The following is an 18833-nucleotide window of genomic DNA, read 5'->3' on the forward strand; positions in this document are numbered from 1 at the left end:
CGATATTCCTCGTCACGACGGGAATCCTGCTGCTCCTCCCTGGGCTGTGCACGGCGATCATTTTTGGCTCTGAACTCAAGAAACCGAACGTCACCCTCCCGCCGTTTGTAACTCTCCTTTTCGGCATTGCTCTCCTCGGAGCGGTGCTTGCCATTCTGGGCATCGTGATTGCACTCAATGGGCTCAGGCGCCGCCGCTAACATGGGAATGCAACGATGAGCGATACGCCACCGCCGATTCTGCCACCCGTCCCGACGCCCAGCGAGGCCCGCAGCGGCTGCCTCACCGCGCTCATGGTGCTCGGGGGCATCGTCATGCTGCTGCCGGGCCTCTGCGCGCTGCTGTTCGGCGGGGCCTCGGTGATCGACGGGGGCAAGATCGATTCCGACATCGCCCCGCTGGTCTTCCTGGGACTGGTGGTCGGTATTGGGGGCGTCGTCCTGATCTGGGCGGCGATTAGGGGGCGAAAGGCCCCCGTCCATCCCGGAACCCAGCCCTAAGCCCCGGGAATTCCCGGACAAAATTCAGTCAACCAAGGGCCAAAGAACACATTGTTTTTTGGCGGTTTTTGCATATATTGCGCCGCAACGCACAGGGCGCCCGGTCTGATATGGCCGGGCTTCCTTTTTGGGCGGAAAGCGCCCCGTTTCCAGTCTTCCAGCGTTGTTTCGAGAAGAGGTCCCGGTCTGACCGGCGAGATCGCGCTTAACCCATTGTCCGACCGCAAAGAAGCTCACTCATGAATCTTCGCAACATCGCCATCATCGCCCACGTCGACCACGGCAAAACCACCCTGGTCGACAAGCTGCTGCAGCAATCCGGCACCTATCGCGAGAACCAGAAGGTCGCCGAGCGCGCCATGGACTCCAACGATCTGGAGCGTGAGCGCGGCATCACCATTCTGGCCAAGTGCACCTCGGTGCATTGGGAAGACACCCAGATCAACATCGTCGACACCCCCGGCCACGCCGATTTCGGCGGCGAGGTCGAGCGCATCCTGTCGATGGTCGACGGCGTGATCGTGCTGGTCGACGCCGCTGAAGGCCCGATGCCGCAGACCAAATTCGTGGTCAGCAAGGCGCTCAAGCTCGGCCTGAAGCCGATCGTCGCCATCAACAAGGTCGATCGTCCTGACGCCCGCATCTCCGAAGTCGTCAACGAGGTGTTCGACCTGTTCGCAGCGCTCGACGCCACCGACGAGCAGCTCGACTTCCCGATCCTCTACGGCTCGGGCAAGAACGGCTGGATGGCAAACTCGCCCGACGCCTCCCATGATGTCGGCATGAAGCCGCTGTTCGAGCTCGTGCTCAAGCATGTGGCGCCCCCCGTGGTCCAGGAAGGCCCGTTCCGGCTGCTCGGCACCATCATCGAGGCCAATCCCTATCTCGGCCGCATCATCACCGGCCGCATCGCGTCGGGTTCTGTGAAGCCGAACCAGGCCGTCAAGGTTCTGTCGCGTGAAGGCAAGCTGATCGAGAGCGGCCGCATCACCAAGATCCTCGCGTTCCGCGGCCTCGAGCGCCAGCCGGTCGAATTCGCCGAGGCCGGCGACATCGTCGCCATCGCGGGCCTCACCAAGGGCACCGTCGCCGACACCTTCTGCGATCCCGCGGTCGAGGAACCGTTGCAGGCGCAGCCGATCGATCCGCCGACCGTGTCGATGACATTCATCGTCAACAACTCGCCGCTCGCCGGTACCGAAGGCGACAAGGTCACCAGTCGCCTGATCCGCGACCGCCTGCTGCGCGAGGCCGAAGGCAATGTCGCGCTGCGCGTCGTCGAGTCCGCCGACAAGGACGCGATGGAAGTGTCCGGCCGCGGCGAATTGCAGCTCGCGATCCTGATCGAGACCATGCGCCGCGAGGGCTTTGAGCTCTCCGTGTCGCGCCCGCGCGTCGTGTTCCAGAAGGACGAAGCCACCGGCCAGACCCTGGAGCCGATCGAGGAGGTCGTGGTCGACGTCGACGAGGAGCATTCCGGCGTCGTCGTGCAGAAGATGAGCGAGCGCAAGTCCGAGCTGATCGAGATGAAGCCGTCCGGCGGCAACCGCCTGCGTCTGGTGTTCTACGCGCCGACCCGCGGCCTGATCGGCTATCAGGGCGAGCTGATGACCGATACCAAGGGCACGGCGATCATGAACCGCCTGTTCCACAACTACTTGCCCTACAAGGGCCCGATCCAGGGCCGTCGCAACGGCGTGCTGATCTCGAACGACCAGGGCGAGGCGGTGGCCTATGCCATGTTCAAGCTGGAAGACCGCGGCCCGATGATGATCGAGCCCGGCTGGAAGGTCTACAAGGGCATGATCGTCGGCGAGCATACCCGCGACAACGATCTCGAGATCAACGTTCTCAAGGGCAAGCAGCTCACCAACATCCGCACGACGTCGAAGGACGAAGCCGTGCGCCTGACCCCGCCGATCCGCATGACCCTGGAAAAGGCGCTGGCCTATATCGAGGACGACGAGCTGGTGGAGATCACCCCGAAGTCGATCCGCCTGCGCAAGAAGCACCTCGACCCGAACGAGCGCAAGCGCGCGGAAAAGGCCAAGGAAGCGGTGGCGTAAGCGGCCGCTCTTTCGTGCCCCGGACGCAGCGCAGCGCGATAGCGGTGCGCTGCTGAGCCGGGGCCCAGACGTTCTCTCCTCCTGCACATCACCTTGGGTCCCGGCTCTGCGGAGCGGCGTTACACCGCGTCCGGGACACGAGGTCGGCATATCCGCCCGGCTTCAGCACACCCAGCGAACGTGCTAGAGCCCGCCCATGACCTCCCTCCCCTCCTCCGTCGACATCGCGATCATCGGAGCCGGCGCCGCCGGCCTCGGCGCCGCGCATGCGTTGGCGGGCTCAGGCCTCTCCGTGATCGTGCTGGAGGCGCGGGACCGGCTCGGCGGCCGCGCCTGGACCGTGCAGGCCTCGCCGGACGTCACCTTCGACGTCGGCTGCGGCTGGCTGCATTCGGCCGACAAGAATTCCTTCGTCGCAATCGCGAGACAGCTCGGCTTCGAGCTCAACAAGGACCTGCCGCCCTGGCGCGAGCGCGCCTATGGCGATGCGTTTCCGCAAAGCGAGCGCGACGACTTCATGCGCGCGATGGACGCGTTCTATGAGCGTCTCTGGCAGGTTGCACAGAAAGGCAAGGACGAGCCCGCGAGCCTGAGCCTGGAGCCCGGCAATCGCTGGAATCCGATGATCGACGCCGTCTCGACTTACATCAACGGCTGCGAGCTGAAGGACATGTCCACGCTGGACTGGGACGCCTATGAGGACACCAACCTCAACTGGCGCGTCCGCCGCGGCTACGGCGCGCTGGTCGCGGCCTATGGCGCGCCCTGCCCGGTGGCGCTGAACTGCGAGGTCACGCTGATCGATCATTCCGGCAAGCGCCTCCGCATCGAGACGTCGCAGGGTACGCTCGCCGCGAACAAGGTGATCGTCACCGTCCCGACCAACCTGATCGCCGACGAAGCCATCCGCTTCTCGCCGCCGCTTCCCGCCAAGGTCGATGCCGCAGCCGTCCTGCCGCTCGGCGTGGACGACAAGGTGACGCTGGCGCTCGAGGGTGCGGAAGCCTTCCCGAAAGAAGGCAATTTGCGCGGCGCGACCATGCGCACGGAGATGGGCACCTATCACATCCGCCCGTTCGGCCAGCCCTGCATCGAAGGCTTCTTCGGCGGCAGCTTTGCACGCCGGCTTGAAGAGTCCGGCGAAGGCGCCATCGCCGCGCACAGCATCGACGAGATCGCGGGCTTCCTCGGCAACGACATCAGGCACAAGCTGAAGCCGCTCTACGAGTCGCGCTGGGCGCATGATCCGTTTGCAAGAGGCTCGTATTCGCACGCGCTGCCGGGGCATGCAGGAGATCGTGCCGTGCTCGCCGCGCCGGCGGATGGACGGCTGTTCTTCGCGGGAGAGGCTACGTCGCCCGAGTTTTTCACGACGGCGCATGGGGCAAGGGACAGCGGCGAGCGCGCGGCGAAGGAAGTGTTGGCGGTGATTGGGAAGCGGTAGCCTATCCCCGCGTCGTCCCGGCGAAGGCCGGGACCCATACCGCGTGATCTCTCAATGAACTACGGTGCTCGTACCGCGGATTGACCCTTCACTTCCAGTCTTCGCCAAACTTCACCCTGTGGTTATGGGTCCCGGCCTTCGCCGGGACGACACTGAGTTTGCCGCATCACCGTCAAATCACTCAATCACCCGCGCCCGCAGATCCGCATCCGGCACGAAGCAGGCGTCATACTTGCCGAAGATGCGATAACGATTGCGTGCGATGAGGCTGTAGACGGGGTCGCGCAGCGGCTTCGGCACGGCGAACAGCACGCGCACCCAACTCCAACCCGGAAGTTGCGACAGCACCGTCAGCGCCGCGTCGGACTTCGTGAAGACTTCGCCGCCATGGACGACGGCATTGGTGTCGGGATCATCGGGATCGATGCCGAACGTGCGCGCCAGGCGCGCCCCATAATCCGACTGGATCGGCGTGAACCGGAACCGCCTCGCCGTGTCGCGCTTGGCAACGAAGCGGACCCAGCGCGAGCAGAAGATGCAGACGCCGTCGAACAGGATCACGTCGTCGTCGGGCCACTTAGCCATCAGCGGTTATCCAGCATCAAGAGCGCCACGAGCATCAGCACGATCGCCGGCCCCGTCTTCACCAAGGCACCGAGCGGCTCGATCCAGAGGTCGGGCGTCAGGATCGCCGCGCCGATCATGTAGCCGAGCGACGCCAAAATGCCTGCGACGAGCCCGACCGCAGCCGTGCGGCGGAAGGCGATCAGCACGCCGATGCTCATGTCCATCAGGCTGGTGCCGATGGTGATGGGATCGACCAGCGCCGGCGGGAAGTGATGCGCGGTCAAAATACCGGCGGCGGCGCGGTAGGATACGAACAGCGCGATGAAGCCGGAGACGAGCCAGAACGCGACCAGGCTCGCGAATATCAGCGCCTTGACGAGGAACAGCCGCGCGAACCATTTGTCCTGGATGGTTGCGGGATGGCACCCGATCGCATCTGTCAGCGTCTTCGGAGCTATGCTTGTGGCGGAGATCCACGCCGAGGGATCACCTCGCACGCCGCGGCGGAGCTCGGCGATGGCCGTGGAGCGCATCGGCGGCATCCAGCCGAGCATGTTGGAGAGATCGCCGATCTTCGCGCCGAGACCGAGCATGAAGCTCGGCATCGCGATGCGTCGCCAGCCAGCCGTGCCGAACGCGACCCGAAACTGCCTGATGACGCCGGCCATGGTGACAGGCTCGGCTTGCATCAGGTCCCAGCTCACCGCCCTCACCGAGGCATCGTCGATATCGCGCGCGGCGAGCCAGGCGATGGTGGCGGCGATGTCCTCAACCGCGACGGGCTGGAACGGCGTCGCCATCTCCTTGTCCGGCAGATCGACCGGAAAGGCGGCGAGTGCGCGCAGCATCGCGCTGCCGCCATAGGCGGACGGCGCGACCACGAAGCCGGGCCGCAGGATGGCGTGGGGAATGCCGGATGCCGCGATCAATCGCTCCGCCTCGCGCTTGGTCGTGGCAAAGGCGGTGCGATCCGCCTCATGGGTGCCGGGAATCGAGATGTGCACCAGCCGGATCGCGCGACCGCTGCCGCCGATCGCCGCAAGCACGCGGGCGACGAAATCGCGATGCACAGCACCGGTGTCGCTGCCGGGGCCGTCCTGGAGCACGCCGAGGCAGTTCACGACGAGATCGACGGCATGCTCGCCGAGCAGGCGCGCCAGCGCGGCCGCATCGTGGGAGAGGATCGGCAATTCGAGATCCAGCGCGCTGATCTTCTGCGCGGGCGAGAGGCTGCGCGCGACGCCGACGACACGGAATCCCCGCATGCGCAAATCGTCGGTGACGAAGCGGCCGATCAGGCCGGAGGCGCCGAGCACGAGAATGGTGCGCTGGTTCATCACGCCTCTCAAAACGGTTTCGCGACCATCAGCCACAGGATCGCCATCGTCGCACCGAAGCCGGGGAAGCCGAACGCGAACCAGCGGCGGAACAGCACGAAGTAACGCTCCGGCAACGCGGCATGCTGAGCGGCGGCCTTGCGCGCGAGATTGCGCATCTCGATCTGCATGAACACGACAGGTATCCAGAACAGGCCCGCGACGGCATAAAGCCCGAGCGACGCGAGCAGCCAGCGCTCCGTGATCGGCGTCGCGGACAGCATCATCAGCAGGCCGCCGCTGAGCGGCTGAAGGATTACCGCCGACAGCGTGAAGATCGCATCCGCGATCACCACCACCGAAGCGGTCCGCGCGATGAACTCCGCATCGTAAGTGCGATGCGCCATCAGCATGAAGAAGGCGATGCCGGTCCCGGTGCCGAGGATGACGATGGCGCCGAGCACGTGGAGGAATTTGATTAGGAAATACAGCGTCATGGCTTCTTGGTCGCCACAGGCTTGGGCGGGTTCAGTGCGCGGGCGAGCTCGCCGCTCGCGGCTTTGACGCCGGCCTCCGTCTCGATCATCGCATGGCCCTCGACGCCGACGGCCGGAAGGACGTGAAAGTCTGTCTTGCCGCCAGCGCCGCGAAACGCATCGGCGAGCTTCTGCGAGAATGCGGGCGCGAAATAGCTGTCATTGGCGGCAACGAGCCATGTCACGGGAATGCGCGCCGCCCTGCCGAACTCCGCAGCCGCCGCAACAAGTGTGTTGGGCGCGCAGATCCGGTTCGGTTCGTCATTGGCGTGGCCACCTCGTCCCGGCGCGAACGCGATGATGGTGGAGATCGCCTTTGGATCGGCATTCACAAGCGCAAGCGCACCCCAGCCGCCGGCGGAATGGCCGATCACGATCGCGGCATCCTTGCGGATGAAGTCCTGCTTGCGCAGAAACTCCAGCGCGCGCGAGATTTCGTCCGCGGTCGCGCGGCCGGAGCGCGCATAGTCTGCTTCGTCGCAGCCGCCCTGATCCTCGACATAGCGGCCACCGGTCGCACCATGGCCGAGCCGTTCCGGCACCAGCACGGCAAAACCGCGCGCAACGAGAAACGCAGCGAGCGCGCGGTACTCCGGTTGCGGCATTTGCGCACGACGCAAGCCGTTCTGCGTCGAGGCATGCGCGATGACCGCAAGCCGGAACGGGCCGGCACCGGCGGGACGAAACAGCAGGGCTTGCGCGGCCATGTCGGCATCGGGCGAGGGCACACGCCACTGTTGCCGGCGAAACGGTGCGCCCTCGTCGCCCGACGCGCCGAACGTGACCTGTGCGCACACAGGCGGCGCTGTCAGCAAGGCCAGCAGTGACAGGAGTGCAAAGGTGTTGATGAGTCGCATGAATTGCCGGAGGCGAACACGGACAGCGATGGCCACACTAGTAGGAACGAATCACCAAGGGCGGACTTTCTGCGTTGCCATTGCCGTTCATTCGTTGCCGCACACGAGTTTTGCACCGACGCATGGCACGCCGGTGCCATTCGAATTGGCGTCCTGTCTTCTTTCGGGACAACATGGTTAAAATACTGATGCAGAAAGTCCACACGTTAACCGATAATTAACGATAGGTCTTGCCGCCGGCCCGGCGACTTGGTTTGATTACGCCCATGAGCACAACCCTGATCGAGGTCCGGCCGGCCAAAGCTGCAGATGCAACTGCGGTGGCGACCACCCATGACGAAGCCTGGCGTTCGGCCTATCAGGGCATCATTCCCGGCGCCGAGCTGGAGAAACTGATCAACCGCCGCGGTCCGCAGTGGTGGGACAGCGCGATCCGCAAGGGCAGCCGCGTCAGCGTGCTGGTGTTCGGCGACAAGATCGCAGGCTACGCCAATTACGGCCGCAACCGCGCCCGCAGCCTGCATTTCGACGGCGAGATCTACGAGCTTTATCTGCGTCCCGAGTTTCAGGGCCTCGGCTTCGGCCGTCGCCTGTTCGCGGCCGCCCGCCGCGATCTGATGCAGAGCGGTCTGAAGAGCATGGTGGTGTGGGCGCTCTCGGACAACGATCCCGCGACCGAGTTCTACCGGGCTCTCGGTGGTCGCATGGTGGCGCGCTCCTCGGAGCGTTTCGGGCCGAAGTCGCTCGACAAAGTCGCCTTCGCCTGGACCAACTAGAATTTGGACCGATTTGAATTGGACCAACTCGAATTTGGCCAATTGAACTGCTGAAAGCTTAGCCGGCAGCGCTTCCCATCCGTCGATACCGTTTGCCCATTGCACCGGTGATCGCTGGATTCATTTTTTCACAAAAACACGATGGATTGGCGCGCCAAGCCCGCGTAAGACAGCGCCGAAAATCGCTGCCGGGCGCGATTTAACCTCGGCAACAACGGAGCCTTGAATGCGTATCGATGCGATCTCGATCGGAAAAAACGTACCCCACGACATCAACGTCATCATCGAAGTCCCCGTGGGCGGCGAACCGATCAAATACGAGATGGACAAAGAGGCCGGCACGCTCGTCGTCGACCGCTTCCTGTACACGCCGATGCGTTACCCCGGTAACTACGGCTTCATCCCTCACACGCTGTCCGACGACGGCGATCCCTGCGACGTGTTGATCATCAACACCCGCGCCATCATCCCCGGCGCCGTCATGAGCGTGCGCCCGGTCGGCGTGCTGTTCATGGAAGACGAGGCCGGCGGCGACGAGAAGATCCTCGCAGTGCCGTCGTCGAAGCTGACGCAGCGCTACGACAAGGTGAAGTCGTACTCCGACCTGCCCGACATCACGCTGCAGCAGATCCAGCACTTCTTCGAGCACTACAAGGATCTCGAGAAGGGCAAGTGGGTGAAGATCCTGCGCTGGGGCGGCCCGGAGGAAGCACACAAGCTGATCCTCGAAGGCATCGAGCGCGAGAAGAAGAAGAAGGGCTGAGGCCTTCGGCCCGGACAAAGGTTTGCTCCCTCGCCCCGTTCTTACGGGGAGAGGGTTGGGGTGAGGGGTCTCTCTCCGCACGCTACGCCGCCGACGGACCTGTACCCCCTCACCCGAATTCGATCTGCGATCGAATTCGACCTCTCCCCGCAAGCGGGGAGAGGTGAAAAGAAACTACACCGCCGGCTTCGGCAACCCCGCGATCGCGCACGCCGCGCGCAGCGTATTCACCAGCAGGCACGCCACCGTCATCTGGCCGACGCCGCCGGGCACCGGCGTGATGGCGCCGGCAACGCCGAGCGCTTCCTGATAGGCGACATCGCCGACGAGACGGGTCTTGCCGTCCTCCTTCGGGATACGGTTGATGCCGACGTCGATCACCGTCGCGCCCGGCTTCAGCCAGTCGCCGCGCACCATCTCGGGCCTGCCGACCGCGGCATAGACCAGATCGGCCTGCTTCACGAGCCCGGGCAGGTCGCGCGAGCGCGAATGCGCGATCGTCACCGTGGCGTTCTCGTTCAGCAGCAATTGCACCAGCGGGCGGCCGACCAGGTTGGAGCGGCCGATGACGATCGCATTCATGCCTTCGAGCGAGGCATGCACGCTCTTGGTCAGGATGATGCAGCCGAGCGGCGTGCAGGGCGAGAGCGCCTCGAGGCCGCCGGCAAGCCGGCCGGCATTGTTCGGATGCAGCCCGTCGACGTCCTTGGCCGGATCGATCGCGTTGATGACGGCTTCGGTGTTCAGCCCCTTGGGCAGCGGCAATTGCACGAGGATGCCGTGCACGGCCGGATCGCGGTTGAGCTTTGCGACGACGGCCAGCAGATCGGCCTGCGAGACGTCGGCCGGCAGCTTGTGCTCGAACGAGGCCATACCGGCGGCCTGGGTCTGGGTATGCTTGGAGCGGACATAGACCTCGCTGGCGGGGTCGTTGCCGACCAGCACCACCGCCAGGCCCGGCACTAGATTGTGCTCGCGCTTGACCCGAGCGACCTCGTCGGCCACGCGCGCACGGAGCTCGGCGGCGATGACTTTCCCATCGATGATCTCAGCGGTCATGTCGGTTCCTCAGTCTGTCGATTTCGCGTCTGCCGATCTGGCCTGGACGAGCTGGCGCAGGGCTGCGCCGAGCCGCGCCGGATCGCCGTCAACGGCGATCTGCTTCAGCCGCGAGGTGGCTCCGGACAGCAGCTTGACGCTGGCTTTGGGCACCCCGAGGGATTTCGCCAGCAGGACCAGAACGGCCTTGTTGGCCTCACCGCCATCGGCGATCGCCCGCACCCGCACCTTGAGCACGCTGCGGCCATCGGCCAATTGCTCGATCCCGTCGATGTCGTCGCGGCCGCCGCGCGGCGTCACGCGCAGCGCGATGCTGATTCCAGCGGCCGAATAGCGCCAGGGTTCCCCAGATGCTGGTTTGGCAACCAAGGCGCTCCAGCCTGCTCAGATCACGTTCGGGTAGATGTAGTACAGGATCACCCGCTCGATGAACATGATGATCAGGATCAGGATGATCGGCGAGATGTCGAGGCCGCCGAGGCTCGGCAGGAAATTGCGAATCGGTGCCAGCACCGGCTCGGTGATCCGGTACAGGAACTCGGCCACGGCCGACACGAACTGGTTGCGGGTGTTCACCACATTGAAGGCGATCAGCCAGGACAGGATCGCGGAGGCGATCAGCAGCCAGACGTAGAGGTCGAGCACGATGATGACGATGTCGAGAACGGCACGCATGATTTTCTAGGACTCTGGCTTTTGAAGACTCTGGCTCTGGAAAACGCTGGCCGCGGTCGGGATTGACGCCTTTTGCTAGATATCGGTTCCCCCCCGCCCAAACAAGGGAAGTCGGTGCCGGGATGGCTAAAACCGGGTTACACGCGTCCTTGACTTGACCCTGCCGGGGACTTAAATGGCGCCCGGTTGTCGGCCGCGTTCACCAGAGCGGCCAGCAAAGGGGCCATAGCTCAGCTGGGAGAGCGCGTCGTTCGCAATGACGAGGTCGGCGGTTCGATCCCGCCTGGCTCCACCACGCTTCGCCCTTCGGGTAACGCGTGGCGCAGCCGCGCCGGAGCCCGAAGGGTGAAGCGTGGTGTCCGGCGAAGCCCAAAGGGCGAAGACGGACCGATTGAAGAAAATCTCCCCCTACCTCCCCGTAAACCGCGGCGGCCGCTTCTCCATGAAGCTTGCCACGCCCTCCCTGAAATCACTCCCGTTCAGCGCCACCATCATTTCGCGATTGGCCTCGATGGTCGCCTCCGCCAGCGTCTGGAACGGGACTTCGTAGAGCTGCCGCTTGATCACGGCCATCGCGCTCGGCGAGACGAAATCGGCGAGGTCGCGCGCATAGGCATAGGTTTCCTCGCGCAGCGTCTCGGGCGAGGAGAGCCGGTTGACCAATCCGATCCGCAAGGCTTCCGCGCTGGTCACGCGCCGTGCCGACAGCAGGAGATCCATCGCATTGGCGTGGCCGACGATGCGGGGCAGCATCCAGCTGATGCCGTGCTCGGCGATCAGCCCGCGCCGGGCGAAGGCCGTGGTGAACACCGTATTGTCCGCGGCAAAGCGCAGGTCGCAGTAGAGCGCATGGACGAGGCCGATGCCCGCGGTCGCGCCGTTGAGCATGGCGATGACGGGCTTCCTGATCGCAGGATAGAAGCCGTAGCGTGTCTGCCAGTCGGGCCGGCGGTTCATGTCGAACGGCGGCAGGTTCGATGCGCGCCTCACGTCATCGGGATCGAGTCCCTTCAGCGCGTCCATGTCGGCGCCGGCGCAGAAGGCGCGGCCCGCGCCCGTCAGCACGATGACACGGACATCATCGTCCGCGCTTGACGCTTCCATCGCATGGCGCACATCGCGCTCCATGACCGGCGTCCACGCGTTCATGCGATCCGGGCGATTGAGCGTGATGGTCGCGATCTTGTCGCTCACCTCATAGAGGATGTGTTCGTAGGCCATGACGCTCTCCCTGTGCTGCCGGCACGCGTTTGCGCGCGCTCGTTAGGAACGAGCCTAGCATATCCAGGAGTGAGGCAAGGACTTGCGCGAAGTCGCGATCACTCGGCGGCTTGCGCCAGCACCGGCCGCCGCGCCAGCCAGTCGCCGATGAAATGATCGAGCCAAGCACGCTCGGCCGCGTCATACACGGCACGGTCCGCAAAATGATGATGCCGCTCGCGCGCGCCGGGCGCGCTGAGGCCGTCATAGCCGCGCGTGGTCCAGCAATGCATCATCGCGTAGGTCACATCAGGGTGGAACTGAACGCCGAAGGCATTGCCGGAGCGATAGGCCTGGATCGGAAAATCATCGCCTTCCGCCAGCAGCTCGGCGCCGGCAGGCAACTCGAAGCCCTCGCGATGCCAGTGATAGACCTGCGCCGGCCAGTTCGGGCAGAGCGCACGTCCCGCAGCTGTGGGGCGGATCGGATAATAGCCGATCTGCGTCAGCGCCTGCGCATGCGGTGTGACGCGAGCACCCAACTGCATCGCGAGCATTTGCGCGCCGAGGCAGATGCCGAGGAACGGCCGCTGTTCGCGGAGCGGAATTTCGATCCAGTCGATCTCGCGCCGGATGTAATCGTCGGGATCGTTGGCGCTCATCGGACCGCCGAAGAACACCGCGCCGGCATGCCGGTCGAGCGTTTCGGGCAGGGGATCGCCGAAGCGGGGACGGCGGATGTCGAGGCGATGGCCGAGCGCACGCAGCGCATTGCCGACGCGGCCGGGTGTCGAGGATTCCTGGTGCAGGATGATGAGAACCGGCAACTTCGTTCCGGAGGCGGCCGCGCCCGGCGTCCTTCCTGGGAAGGGCACCACCTCTGCGCCACCAAACCTGTTCGTCCGGAACGACATGGCCTCTGCGAGTGCTATCGGTTCACATCGCCAGCATAGCTAAGCGAAGGTTAACATCGTGTGAGTTTGCGCACACATGCTGCACAACTGAAGCAAGCTCCGGGCCACTACGGACGCCTGGGGCTGCCTTCAGTGCCGCTGCCGCTGGAACCGGCTGGTGGCCGACAGGATGAAGTCGCGCGGGAAGAACCGCAGCGCGAACGGCACAATCTTGATGCCAAGTCCAGGCAGGACTGCCCGTTTATTGGCCATCAGGCCGCGATAGGCCTGCTGTGCAACGACGGCGGCCGAGACATTGAGAAGGGCGGTGTCGTGTCCGGCCCCGACGCCGGCGCGCGCCTGGAATTCGGTGGGCACCGGCCCGGGGCAAAGTACGGTGACACGAACGCCGCGCGGCGCGAGCTCCGCCCGCAGCGCTTCGGTGAGCGAGATCACATAGGCCTTGGAGGCGTAATAGACGGCCATGCCGGGGCCCGGCAGGAAGCCGGCGACCGATCCGACATTCAAAAGCCCGCCCTTGTTCCTGATGAGATGATCGGCAAAACGCAGCGACAGATCGGTCAGCGCCCGCACGTTGACATCGACGATGCCGACCTGCTCGACACGGTCGCGCTCGATGGCATCGCCGAACACGCCGAAGCCGGCATTGTTGACGAGATGATCGAGCTCGACGCCTTCGGCGGCGAGTGCCGCGGCGATCTTCTCGCCGGCATTCGCGTCCTGGAGATCGCAGGCGATCACGATCGGCTTCTTGCCGCCCTTGGCGGCGAGCTCGTTCGCGAGCGCCTCCAGCCGGTCTGCCCGGCGCGCCGTCAGCGCGAGACGGTGTCCATTGGCGGCAAACACGCGCGCCAGCTCCGCGCCTATGCCAGCCGAGGCACCGGTGATCAACGTTACCCGCTCAGTCACGATCGATGTCTCTTGAATTGAAGATTTTTGGCCCCGCAATGGCGGAACGAGAGCATAGGCCGTGCGCGACAGGCAAGCGGCACCAGCCGCATGGCCGCTTGAGCGAATATCAGGGAAAGCAGAAAACCCGGGATTTTACGGGCGAATCCGGACCGCGACCGGCTACATTAAAGTTTCGTCATGTGATCCGCACAACCGCTGCTAGGCAGGTTTGCGCGCGGGTCAGCCGCCGACGGCGCCGTCCTTGACCTGGCCGCCGGCACGCTCCGCAACGGCGTGCTTGAGCTCGATCCGGTCGCGCTGGGAAATCCCGAGCAGGTCGGACGCACGCCAGACGACGTTGTCCTCGAACTCGGAGACCTGGCCGTCGGCATAGACCAGCTCCCACATCATCTGCACGATGCGCTTGCGGCCGGCTTCGTCGAGCGAGCGCATGATGACGCTGGTGAAATGATACAGATCGACCGCATCGCCCTCGACCTGGGTTGCATCGGCGATCAGCCGGTCGGCGGTGCCGCGATCCAGCCCGAAATGGCTCTCGATCAGGCTGTGCAGCTTGCGCTGCTCGGCCGCGCTCGGCTGGCCGTCCAGCGATACCACGTGGACCAGCAACGCGGTCGCCGCGAGCCGATAATCGCTGTCGCCGAATGCGCGGTCCTGCGCCTGGGGGGCGACAATGTCGGCGATGAACTGGCGCAGGCCGTCGAGCATAAGGTCCTACCGAAATCGATGCTGCCGCGGGGGTGCGGCAGCTACAGGCATTATATGAGAGGGAAACTCAACCGGCGCAACGTGCGTCAGTTCCGCACGCGCATTACGTTTCGGCAATCCTGGGTGCCGTCATGGCCGGGCCTGTCCCGGCCATGACGGCGGAGAATGCAGTGCTCCTCCGCCTCCCATCGTCATTGCGAGCGTAGCGAGCCCTTCACGGAATCTCGTACACCACCATCTTGTCGGCGATGCCGCGTAGCGCCGCCTGTTTCTGGATCGGCTTGATCGCGCGCCGCTCCAGCACCTCGGCGACCGCGGGCGCGTCGAGCACGGGACCGGTGATGTGGATCTCCTGCGCGGTCGACAGGCTCTGCACGCGGGCGGCGATGTTGACGGTCTGGCCGAAATAATCCTGCCGCTCGTTGAGCATCACGGCGAGGCACGGCCCTTCATGGATGCCGATCTTGACGATGAGGTCGGTGGTGCCGCGCTGCTTGTTGAGCTCGTCCATCGCCGCGCGCATGCGCAGGCCTGCGCCGATCGCGTGCTCGGGACGGATGAAGGTCGCCATCACGGCATCGCCGATGGTCTTCACCACCGCGCCCTTCTCGGAGGAGATGATCTCGAGCAGCGCATGGAAATGCGCGCGCACGAGATCGAAGGCGGCGAGATCGCCGACACGCTCGTAGAGCGCGGTCGAGCCCTTCAGATCGGTGAACAGGAAGGTGAGCGAGGTGATCTGGAGCCGCTGGTCGAGACTGAGATTGTCCGCCTTGAACACGTCGCGAAACGTCTGGTTCGACAGCATCCGCTTCGCCGTGAGGAACGGCTTGCGCTTGCCGATGAGGTGATGAAGCGCCTCGGCCGCGATGAACACCGACGGCAGCACGCGCACGCCGGCCTGGTTCTCCATCGACAGCCGCAACGGGCCCGGCCGCATCACCGTCGTCCCCGTCGGGGCCTGCACCTTGTTGTACATGATGGCGAGCTGCTGGCGGTCCTTGGTCGGCTCGCCCTGGACGTCGATGAAATGGGCGGCGTGCGTCACCGGCTCGAAGATGATGACGAAATCGTTCGGCAATTGTAGCGACATCGTCGCCTTCTCGCCGGCCGGAAGCTCCATCGTGTCGAGCGTGACCTCGTTGGCGAGCGTCGCAAACGATTCCTTGTTGAAGTCGACGCCCGAGCTCCAGAACACCTGCTTGAAATACTCCCACACCGGAAGCGTATCAGGATCGTGCGCCGCGATGCGCCGGACGCGCGGGTTCACGGTGAAGGAGACCTCGACCTGGTCGTCGACGGAAGCCTTGTAGCCGCAGGCGCACAGCGCGCAGTGATAGTCGTCGGGCTTGAGCGCCTTCAGCGTCGTGTGGGCACCGAGCACGCCACCGCAGCCCGGGCAGAGCACGTTCCAGCCGAGGTCGAACAGCCCCAGCCGCGCCGCATGCAGGAACGCCGAGATCGCGTGCTCTTCGTCGACGCCATGCTGCCTGGAGAAATCAAGGACATTGACGCGGTTGAGCTCGTGATCCTCGCCGTCCTCGATGAGGCGCGCGATCTCGTCGACCACCTTCGCGTCGGCGGTCTGCTTCAGAACGGAAAACTGGGCCTGGATGTCGCTCATGACGGGCTCTATCTCGTTTGAATCACGCCATCGGCCAGGCAAGTGCCTGTCATCGACGCGTGATGCGGAACATGGGTGAGTGGTCCGGCTGGGTCGTGACGACGCCGAGCGGGATCACGGGATCGGTCGCGTCGGCGAGCTCGACGCGGAAGGCGCCGATCAGCCGGGCCAGCGCCAGCACGGATTCGGCCTGCGCGAACGGCGCGCCGACGCAGACGCGCGGGCCCGCGCCGAACGGCAGATAGGCGAAGCGGTCGGGCGCCTCTTTCGACATGAAGCGCTTTGGAATGAACGCGTTCGGCTGATCCCACAGCTTCTCGTGCCGGTGCAGCAGCCAGGGCGCGATCATGATGATGTCGCCCTTGCCGATCTCGATTCCGGCGGCGTTGTCCTTCTCGCGCGCGGCCCGCGCGACCAGGAACGCCGGCGGATACAGCCGCATCGTCTCCTCGGTCACCGCGCGGGTGAACTTCTGGCGATCAATGTCGGCCATGCTGTCGAGATGCTCGCCGCGCGTCTCGGAGGCGACTTCCTCCTGCGTCTCCGGGTCGAGCGCGAGCAGATAGAGCGCCCAGAACAGCGCGGTCGCCGTGGTCTCGTGGCCGGCGAGGATCATGGTCGCGACCTCGTCGACGAGCTGCTCGTCGGAAAAGCCCTTGCCGGTCTCAGGGTCACGCGCGGCGTCCATGAGGTCGAACAGGTCGCGCGGCGGCGCGCCGTCCTTCTTGCCCATCGCGCGCCGCTCGGCGATCAGCATCGAAACGAATTCGGTCCAGCGCTCGCGGAAACGGGCGCGCGCCCGATCCATCGGGGTCGGCCAGGACACCGGCAGCAGCATGTCGAGGAAATATGGTCGTCCGAGCCGCTCGCCATATTCCATGACGAAGTTGCGCAAGGTTGCGCCGTGCCGGTCCATGCCGAACGAGAACATCGTGCGCCCGGCGATCTCGAGCGTCATGCGCTGCATGATCTCGCGCAGATCGACCGGCTCGCCCGTGCGCGTGTCGAGCTTGGCGATGGTCTCGTCGAGCACCGCCGTCATGTGCGGAACGAGGTTCGCGGTCGCGCGCGGCGTGAACGCCGGGGCGAGCGTGCGGCGCTGAAACGTCCAGGAGTGCCCCTCCGCGATCAGAAGGCCGTCGCCGAGCACGGGGCGCAGCATGCGGATGCCGGCCGGCGTGCGCGTGTAGTTCTCGTAATTGGTGAGCAGGACATGCCGGATCGCATCCGGCTGGTTCAGGATGAAGCTGTTGCGGAGAAAGAAGCGTCCCTTGATGACCTCTTCCTCATAGGCGCGCTGGCCCCAGGTCGCGATCATGTTCCGGCGGATCACCGCCAGGCGGCCGAAGAACGACATGTCGTCGGGCGCGCGCGGCGGGGCCGGGGGGACGATGGGCCGACGCACACTGGCGATATTCATGGCTCTCTCCCGATGTGACGCACGCAAATAGCTAGTAAGTCAGTTCGGCAATCGCAATCCTGTTCTCTGCGGCCGGCCAGGCACGTGCCACAATCCGTTCTTCGTCGAACTGGGCCACGATGTTACGCCCGATCTCTGTCGCGGGAAGGCGCAGTGTCGCTGCCGCATCCGTGGGCACGCCCGGCTTGACGTCGGCGGGCTCCTTGCCGTCGAACAGCACCACGTCGCGCGGCAGCCCGAAATAGCCGCGCGGACGTGACATGATGACGACCGCACCGGCGTCCTTGTCCGCCGGCCCGAGCGGGCGCGCCGCACGCAGATGCACGACATCGGACGAGCGCGGGAAGGGCGAGCGATAGATATGCGTGGTCGGCGCGTCCGGGGAGGTCAGGACGAATTCGAGCGACCAGCCGGATTCGACCTGCGCCGGCCCCCAGCGGCCGTCGGCGCCGGTCTTCGCGCTGTGCACCGCACTTCCCTTGCGCTCGCCGGTATCGGGATCGACGCGGAAGATATCGACGGTTGCGCCCGCCACCGGACGATTGGTCTGCACGCCGCCCGGCGTACCCGTGACGAGGCCGTTCAGCCGGACGACTTGCTCCGGCACGATCGCGATGCGCGCGGGCTCGCTGCCGGCGATGAACTTGTAGATCTCGCGAAAGGCGCGCGGGTGGAACGCCACCTCGCGATGATCGAGCGCACCGAGCACGAGATTGGTGGCACCCTTCAGCTCGGGCCCTTCATTGGTGACGCCGGTCGGCGTCCCGGGCTTGCCGATGAAGCGGCCGTCGGCCTGTGCGTATTTGTCCATGCCGTCGCTGCGCAGCGTGAGGAAGGCAACACCCGGCGTCACCTCGCTCTCGCCCTCGTTCAGGCCGCGCAGGAACGGGCCGCGGCCGTTGAACTCGTTGTTGGGTTGGTCGTCGGTCGCGAACACGCCGTGATTGGGCGTGCCACACAAGATGGCGTGGCTGACATCGCCGGCGCCGCCACTCCTGATGACGTTGCGGATCGCGTTGCCGCCGCGCGAGCTGCCGACCAGGGCCACGCGCGCCGCACCGGTCCGGCGCTTCAGTTCAGCGATGGCGGCGGCAAGCTCGCGGCGCTGGTCCTCGGCCGAGGAGCGGTTCGCCTGTTCGACCTTGTCGTCGCTGCGGGCCAGCGGATCGGTGAAGTTGATCGCCATCATGCGATCGCGCGCGATGCCGTTGGATTCCATCCGCCACAGCGTCGTCATCCAGAGCGCATCGTAGTCGCCATTGCCGTGGACGAACAGGATCGGAGGGACCGGCCCGTTTTGCGCGGCAGGCGCCGTCTGGGCCAGCGCCCCCGTCCGCAAGCTCGCAACCGCGAAAGGCAGGCTGCCCGCCCCCAGCAGGATCGTCCGTCGCGACAGCCTCATTTGTTCCTCCCCGGCAAAACCATCTCTTTGCACCGCTTATAGCGGCCTAACCACTGGACAGCGAAGGACTTTCGCGGGCATCACTGACTTTGCC

At 65.2% G+C, this 18833-nt stretch carries 19 protein-coding genes and 1 tRNA gene; 6 read left to right on the forward strand and 14 right to left on the reverse strand.

All coding sequences use genetic code 11. The annotated features are described in order from the left end of the window. Positions 1-215 precede the first annotated feature (215 nt). From A7X65_RS12665 to A7X65_RS12675, 3 genes are all read left to right on the forward strand, one after another. Positions 216-500 carry a hypothetical protein gene (locus A7X65_RS12665; RefSeq protein ID WP_063685185.1) on the forward strand — a complete coding sequence of 95 codons (285 nt, stop codon included), beginning with the start codon at positions 216-218 and terminating at the stop codon, positions 498-500. A 239-nt stretch (positions 501-739) separates the two neighbouring features. After that, positions 740-2566 (forward strand): translational GTPase TypA, encoded by a 1827-nt coding sequence (gene typA / locus A7X65_RS12670; protein ID WP_063685187.1) that lies wholly within the window; start codon positions 740-742, stop codon positions 2564-2566. 196 nt (positions 2567-2762) lie between these two features. Further along, positions 2763-4010, forward strand: coding sequence for a flavin monoamine oxidase family protein (locus tag A7X65_RS12675; protein WP_063685189.1), 1248 nt, complete (start codon positions 2763-2765; stop codon positions 4008-4010). Positions 4011-4187: 177 nt separating this feature from the next. Here A7X65_RS12675 and A7X65_RS12680 read toward each other — a convergent pair whose 3' ends face one another. Genes A7X65_RS12680 through A7X65_RS12695 form a run of 4 tightly spaced genes read right to left on the reverse strand, consistent with a single transcriptional unit; the run spans position 4188 to position 7286 of the window. Further along, complete coding sequence (locus A7X65_RS12680; protein WP_063685191.1) at positions 4188-4595, reverse strand: thiol-disulfide oxidoreductase DCC family protein; 408 nt, start codon at positions 4593-4595, stop codon at positions 4188-4190. Beyond that, on the reverse strand, positions 4595-5914 hold the full coding sequence (locus tag A7X65_RS12685; RefSeq protein ID WP_063685193.1) for an SDR family oxidoreductase: 1320 nt from the start codon (positions 5912-5914) through the stop codon (positions 4595-4597). Before A7X65_RS12685 ends, A7X65_RS12680 begins: the two co-directional genes overlap by 1 nt. Positions 5915-5922: 8 nt before the next feature. Continuing rightward, positions 5923-6390, reverse strand: coding sequence for a DUF2269 family protein (locus A7X65_RS12690; RefSeq protein WP_063685200.1), 468 nt, complete (start codon positions 6388-6390; stop codon positions 5923-5925). Next, a complete protein-coding gene (locus A7X65_RS12695; RefSeq protein ID WP_063685202.1) occupies positions 6387-7286 on the reverse strand; it encodes a dienelactone hydrolase family protein in 900 nt (299 codons plus the stop codon). The genes A7X65_RS12690 and A7X65_RS12695 overlap by 4 nt, the downstream gene beginning before the upstream one ends. A 266-nt stretch (positions 7287-7552) precedes the next feature. On the opposite strand from A7X65_RS12695, the gene A7X65_RS12700 reads away from it, so the two are divergent. Then, complete coding sequence (locus A7X65_RS12700; RefSeq protein WP_063685204.1) at positions 7553-8062, forward strand: GNAT family N-acetyltransferase; 510 nt, start codon at positions 7553-7555, stop codon at positions 8060-8062. 226 nt (positions 8063-8288) lie between these two features. Continuing rightward, positions 8289-8825, forward strand: coding sequence for an inorganic diphosphatase (gene ppa / locus A7X65_RS12705; protein ID WP_063685206.1), 537 nt, complete (start codon positions 8289-8291; stop codon positions 8823-8825). Between the two features lie 174 nt (positions 8826-8999). Here the strand turns inward: ppa and folD are convergent, their stop codons facing one another. The 3 genes from folD to A7X65_RS12720 are packed head-to-tail and all read right to left on the reverse strand — an operon-like array spanning position 9000 to position 10559. Further along, positions 9000-9884: a bifunctional methylenetetrahydrofolate dehydrogenase/methenyltetrahydrofolate cyclohydrolase FolD gene (gene folD / locus A7X65_RS12710; protein ID WP_063685208.1), complete on the reverse strand. Its 885-nt coding sequence runs from the start codon at positions 9882-9884 to the stop codon at positions 9000-9002. 9 nt (positions 9885-9893) lie between these two features. Then, complete coding sequence (locus A7X65_RS12715) at positions 9894-10253, reverse strand: DUF167 domain-containing protein (RefSeq protein WP_063685210.1); 360 nt, start codon at positions 10251-10253, stop codon at positions 9894-9896. 15 nt (positions 10254-10268) lie between these two features. Further along, positions 10269-10559, reverse strand: a complete 291-nt coding sequence (locus A7X65_RS12720) for a YggT family protein (protein ID WP_018318966.1) — start codon at positions 10557-10559, stop codon at positions 10269-10271. Between the two features lie 219 nt (positions 10560-10778). Between A7X65_RS12720 and A7X65_RS12725 the strand changes: the two genes are divergently transcribed. After that, a tRNA-Ala gene (locus tag A7X65_RS12725) sits at positions 10779-10854 on the forward strand. 113 nt (positions 10855-10967) lie between these two features. Here A7X65_RS12725 and A7X65_RS12730 read toward each other — a convergent pair. From A7X65_RS12730 to A7X65_RS12760, 7 genes are all read right to left on the reverse strand, one after another. Beyond that, on the reverse strand, positions 10968-11780 hold the full coding sequence (locus A7X65_RS12730) for an enoyl-CoA hydratase (protein WP_063685211.1): 813 nt from the start codon (positions 11778-11780) through the stop codon (positions 10968-10970). Positions 11781-11878: 98 nt separating this feature from the next. Continuing rightward, entirely contained in the window at positions 11879-12673 is a 795-nt protein-coding gene (locus A7X65_RS12735) for a glutamine amidotransferase (RefSeq protein WP_063685213.1), read from the reverse strand. A gap of 129 nt (positions 12674-12802) precedes the next feature. Further along, positions 12803-13582 (reverse strand): SDR family NAD(P)-dependent oxidoreductase, encoded by a 780-nt coding sequence (locus A7X65_RS12740; protein WP_063685215.1) that lies wholly within the window; start codon positions 13580-13582, stop codon positions 12803-12805. A 222-nt stretch (positions 13583-13804) separates the two neighbouring features. After that, positions 13805-14293, reverse strand: coding sequence for a tellurite resistance TerB family protein (locus tag A7X65_RS12745; RefSeq protein WP_063685218.1), 489 nt, complete (start codon positions 14291-14293; stop codon positions 13805-13807). Between the two features lie 214 nt (positions 14294-14507). Further along, entirely contained in the window at positions 14508-15917 is a 1410-nt protein-coding gene (locus A7X65_RS12750; protein WP_063685220.1) for an adenylate/guanylate cyclase domain-containing protein, read from the reverse strand. Between the two features lie 49 nt (positions 15918-15966). Further along, positions 15967-17337 carry a cytochrome P450 gene (locus A7X65_RS12755; protein ID WP_063685222.1) on the reverse strand — a complete coding sequence of 457 codons (1371 nt, stop codon included), beginning with the start codon at positions 17335-17337 and terminating at the stop codon, positions 15967-15969. A gap of 31 nt (positions 17338-17368) precedes the next feature. Beyond that, the gene (locus A7X65_RS12760; RefSeq protein ID WP_063685224.1) at positions 17369-18739 is read right to left on the reverse strand and encodes a hypothetical protein; all 1371 of its coding nucleotides are present in this window, start codon (positions 18737-18739) and stop codon (positions 17369-17371) included. Between the last annotated feature and the right edge of the window lie 94 nt (positions 18740-18833).

Origin of the sequence: Bradyrhizobium stylosanthis (assembly GCF_001641335.1) — a bacterium.
GTDB classification, from domain to species: domain Bacteria; phylum Pseudomonadota; class Alphaproteobacteria; order Rhizobiales; family Xanthobacteraceae; genus Bradyrhizobium; species Bradyrhizobium stylosanthis.

Coding starts and splice junctions, on each gene's coding strand:
- A7X65_RS12665 (WP_063685185.1), top strand. CDS start 216: ATGAGCGATACGCCACCGCCGATTCTGCCACCCGTCCCGACGCCCAGC.
- typA (WP_063685187.1), top strand. CDS start 740: ATGAATCTTCGCAACATCGCCATCATCGCCCACGTCGACCACGGCAAA.
- A7X65_RS12675 (WP_063685189.1), top strand. CDS start 2,763: ATGACCTCCCTCCCCTCCTCCGTCGACATCGCGATCATCGGAGCCGGC.
- A7X65_RS12680 (WP_063685191.1), bottom strand. CDS start 4,595: ATGGCTAAGTGGCCCGACGACGACGTGATCCTGTTCGACGGCGTCTGC.
- A7X65_RS12685 (WP_063685193.1), bottom strand. CDS start 5,914: ATGAACCAGCGCACCATTCTCGTGCTCGGCGCCTCCGGCCTGATCGGC.
- A7X65_RS12690 (WP_063685200.1), bottom strand. CDS start 6,390: ATGACGCTGTATTTCCTAATCAAATTCCTCCACGTGCTCGGCGCCATC.
- A7X65_RS12695 (WP_063685202.1), bottom strand. CDS start 7,286: ATGCGACTCATCAACACCTTTGCACTCCTGTCACTGCTGGCCTTGCTG.
- A7X65_RS12700 (WP_063685204.1), top strand. CDS start 7,553: ATGAGCACAACCCTGATCGAGGTCCGGCCGGCCAAAGCTGCAGATGCA.
- ppa (WP_063685206.1), top strand. CDS start 8,289: ATGCGTATCGATGCGATCTCGATCGGAAAAAACGTACCCCACGACATC.
- folD (WP_063685208.1), bottom strand. CDS start 9,884: ATGACCGCTGAGATCATCGATGGGAAAGTCATCGCCGCCGAGCTCCGT.
- A7X65_RS12720 (WP_018318966.1), bottom strand. CDS start 10,559: ATGCGTGCCGTTCTCGACATCGTCATCATCGTGCTCGACCTCTACGTC.
- A7X65_RS12730 (WP_063685211.1), bottom strand. CDS start 11,780: ATGGCCTACGAACACATCCTCTATGAGGTGAGCGACAAGATCGCGACC.
- A7X65_RS12735 (WP_063685213.1), bottom strand. CDS start 12,673: ATGTCGTTCCGGACGAACAGGTTTGGTGGCGCAGAGGTGGTGCCCTTC.
- A7X65_RS12745 (WP_063685218.1), bottom strand. CDS start 14,293: ATGCTCGACGGCCTGCGCCAGTTCATCGCCGACATTGTCGCCCCCCAG.
- A7X65_RS12750 (WP_063685220.1), bottom strand. CDS start 15,917: ATGAGCGACATCCAGGCCCAGTTTTCCGTTCTGAAGCAGACCGCCGAC.
- A7X65_RS12755 (WP_063685222.1), bottom strand. CDS start 17,337: ATGAATATCGCCAGTGTGCGTCGGCCCATCGTCCCCCCGGCCCCGCCG.
- A7X65_RS12760 (WP_063685224.1), bottom strand. CDS start 18,739: ATGAGGCTGTCGCGACGGACGATCCTGCTGGGGGCGGGCAGCCTGCCT.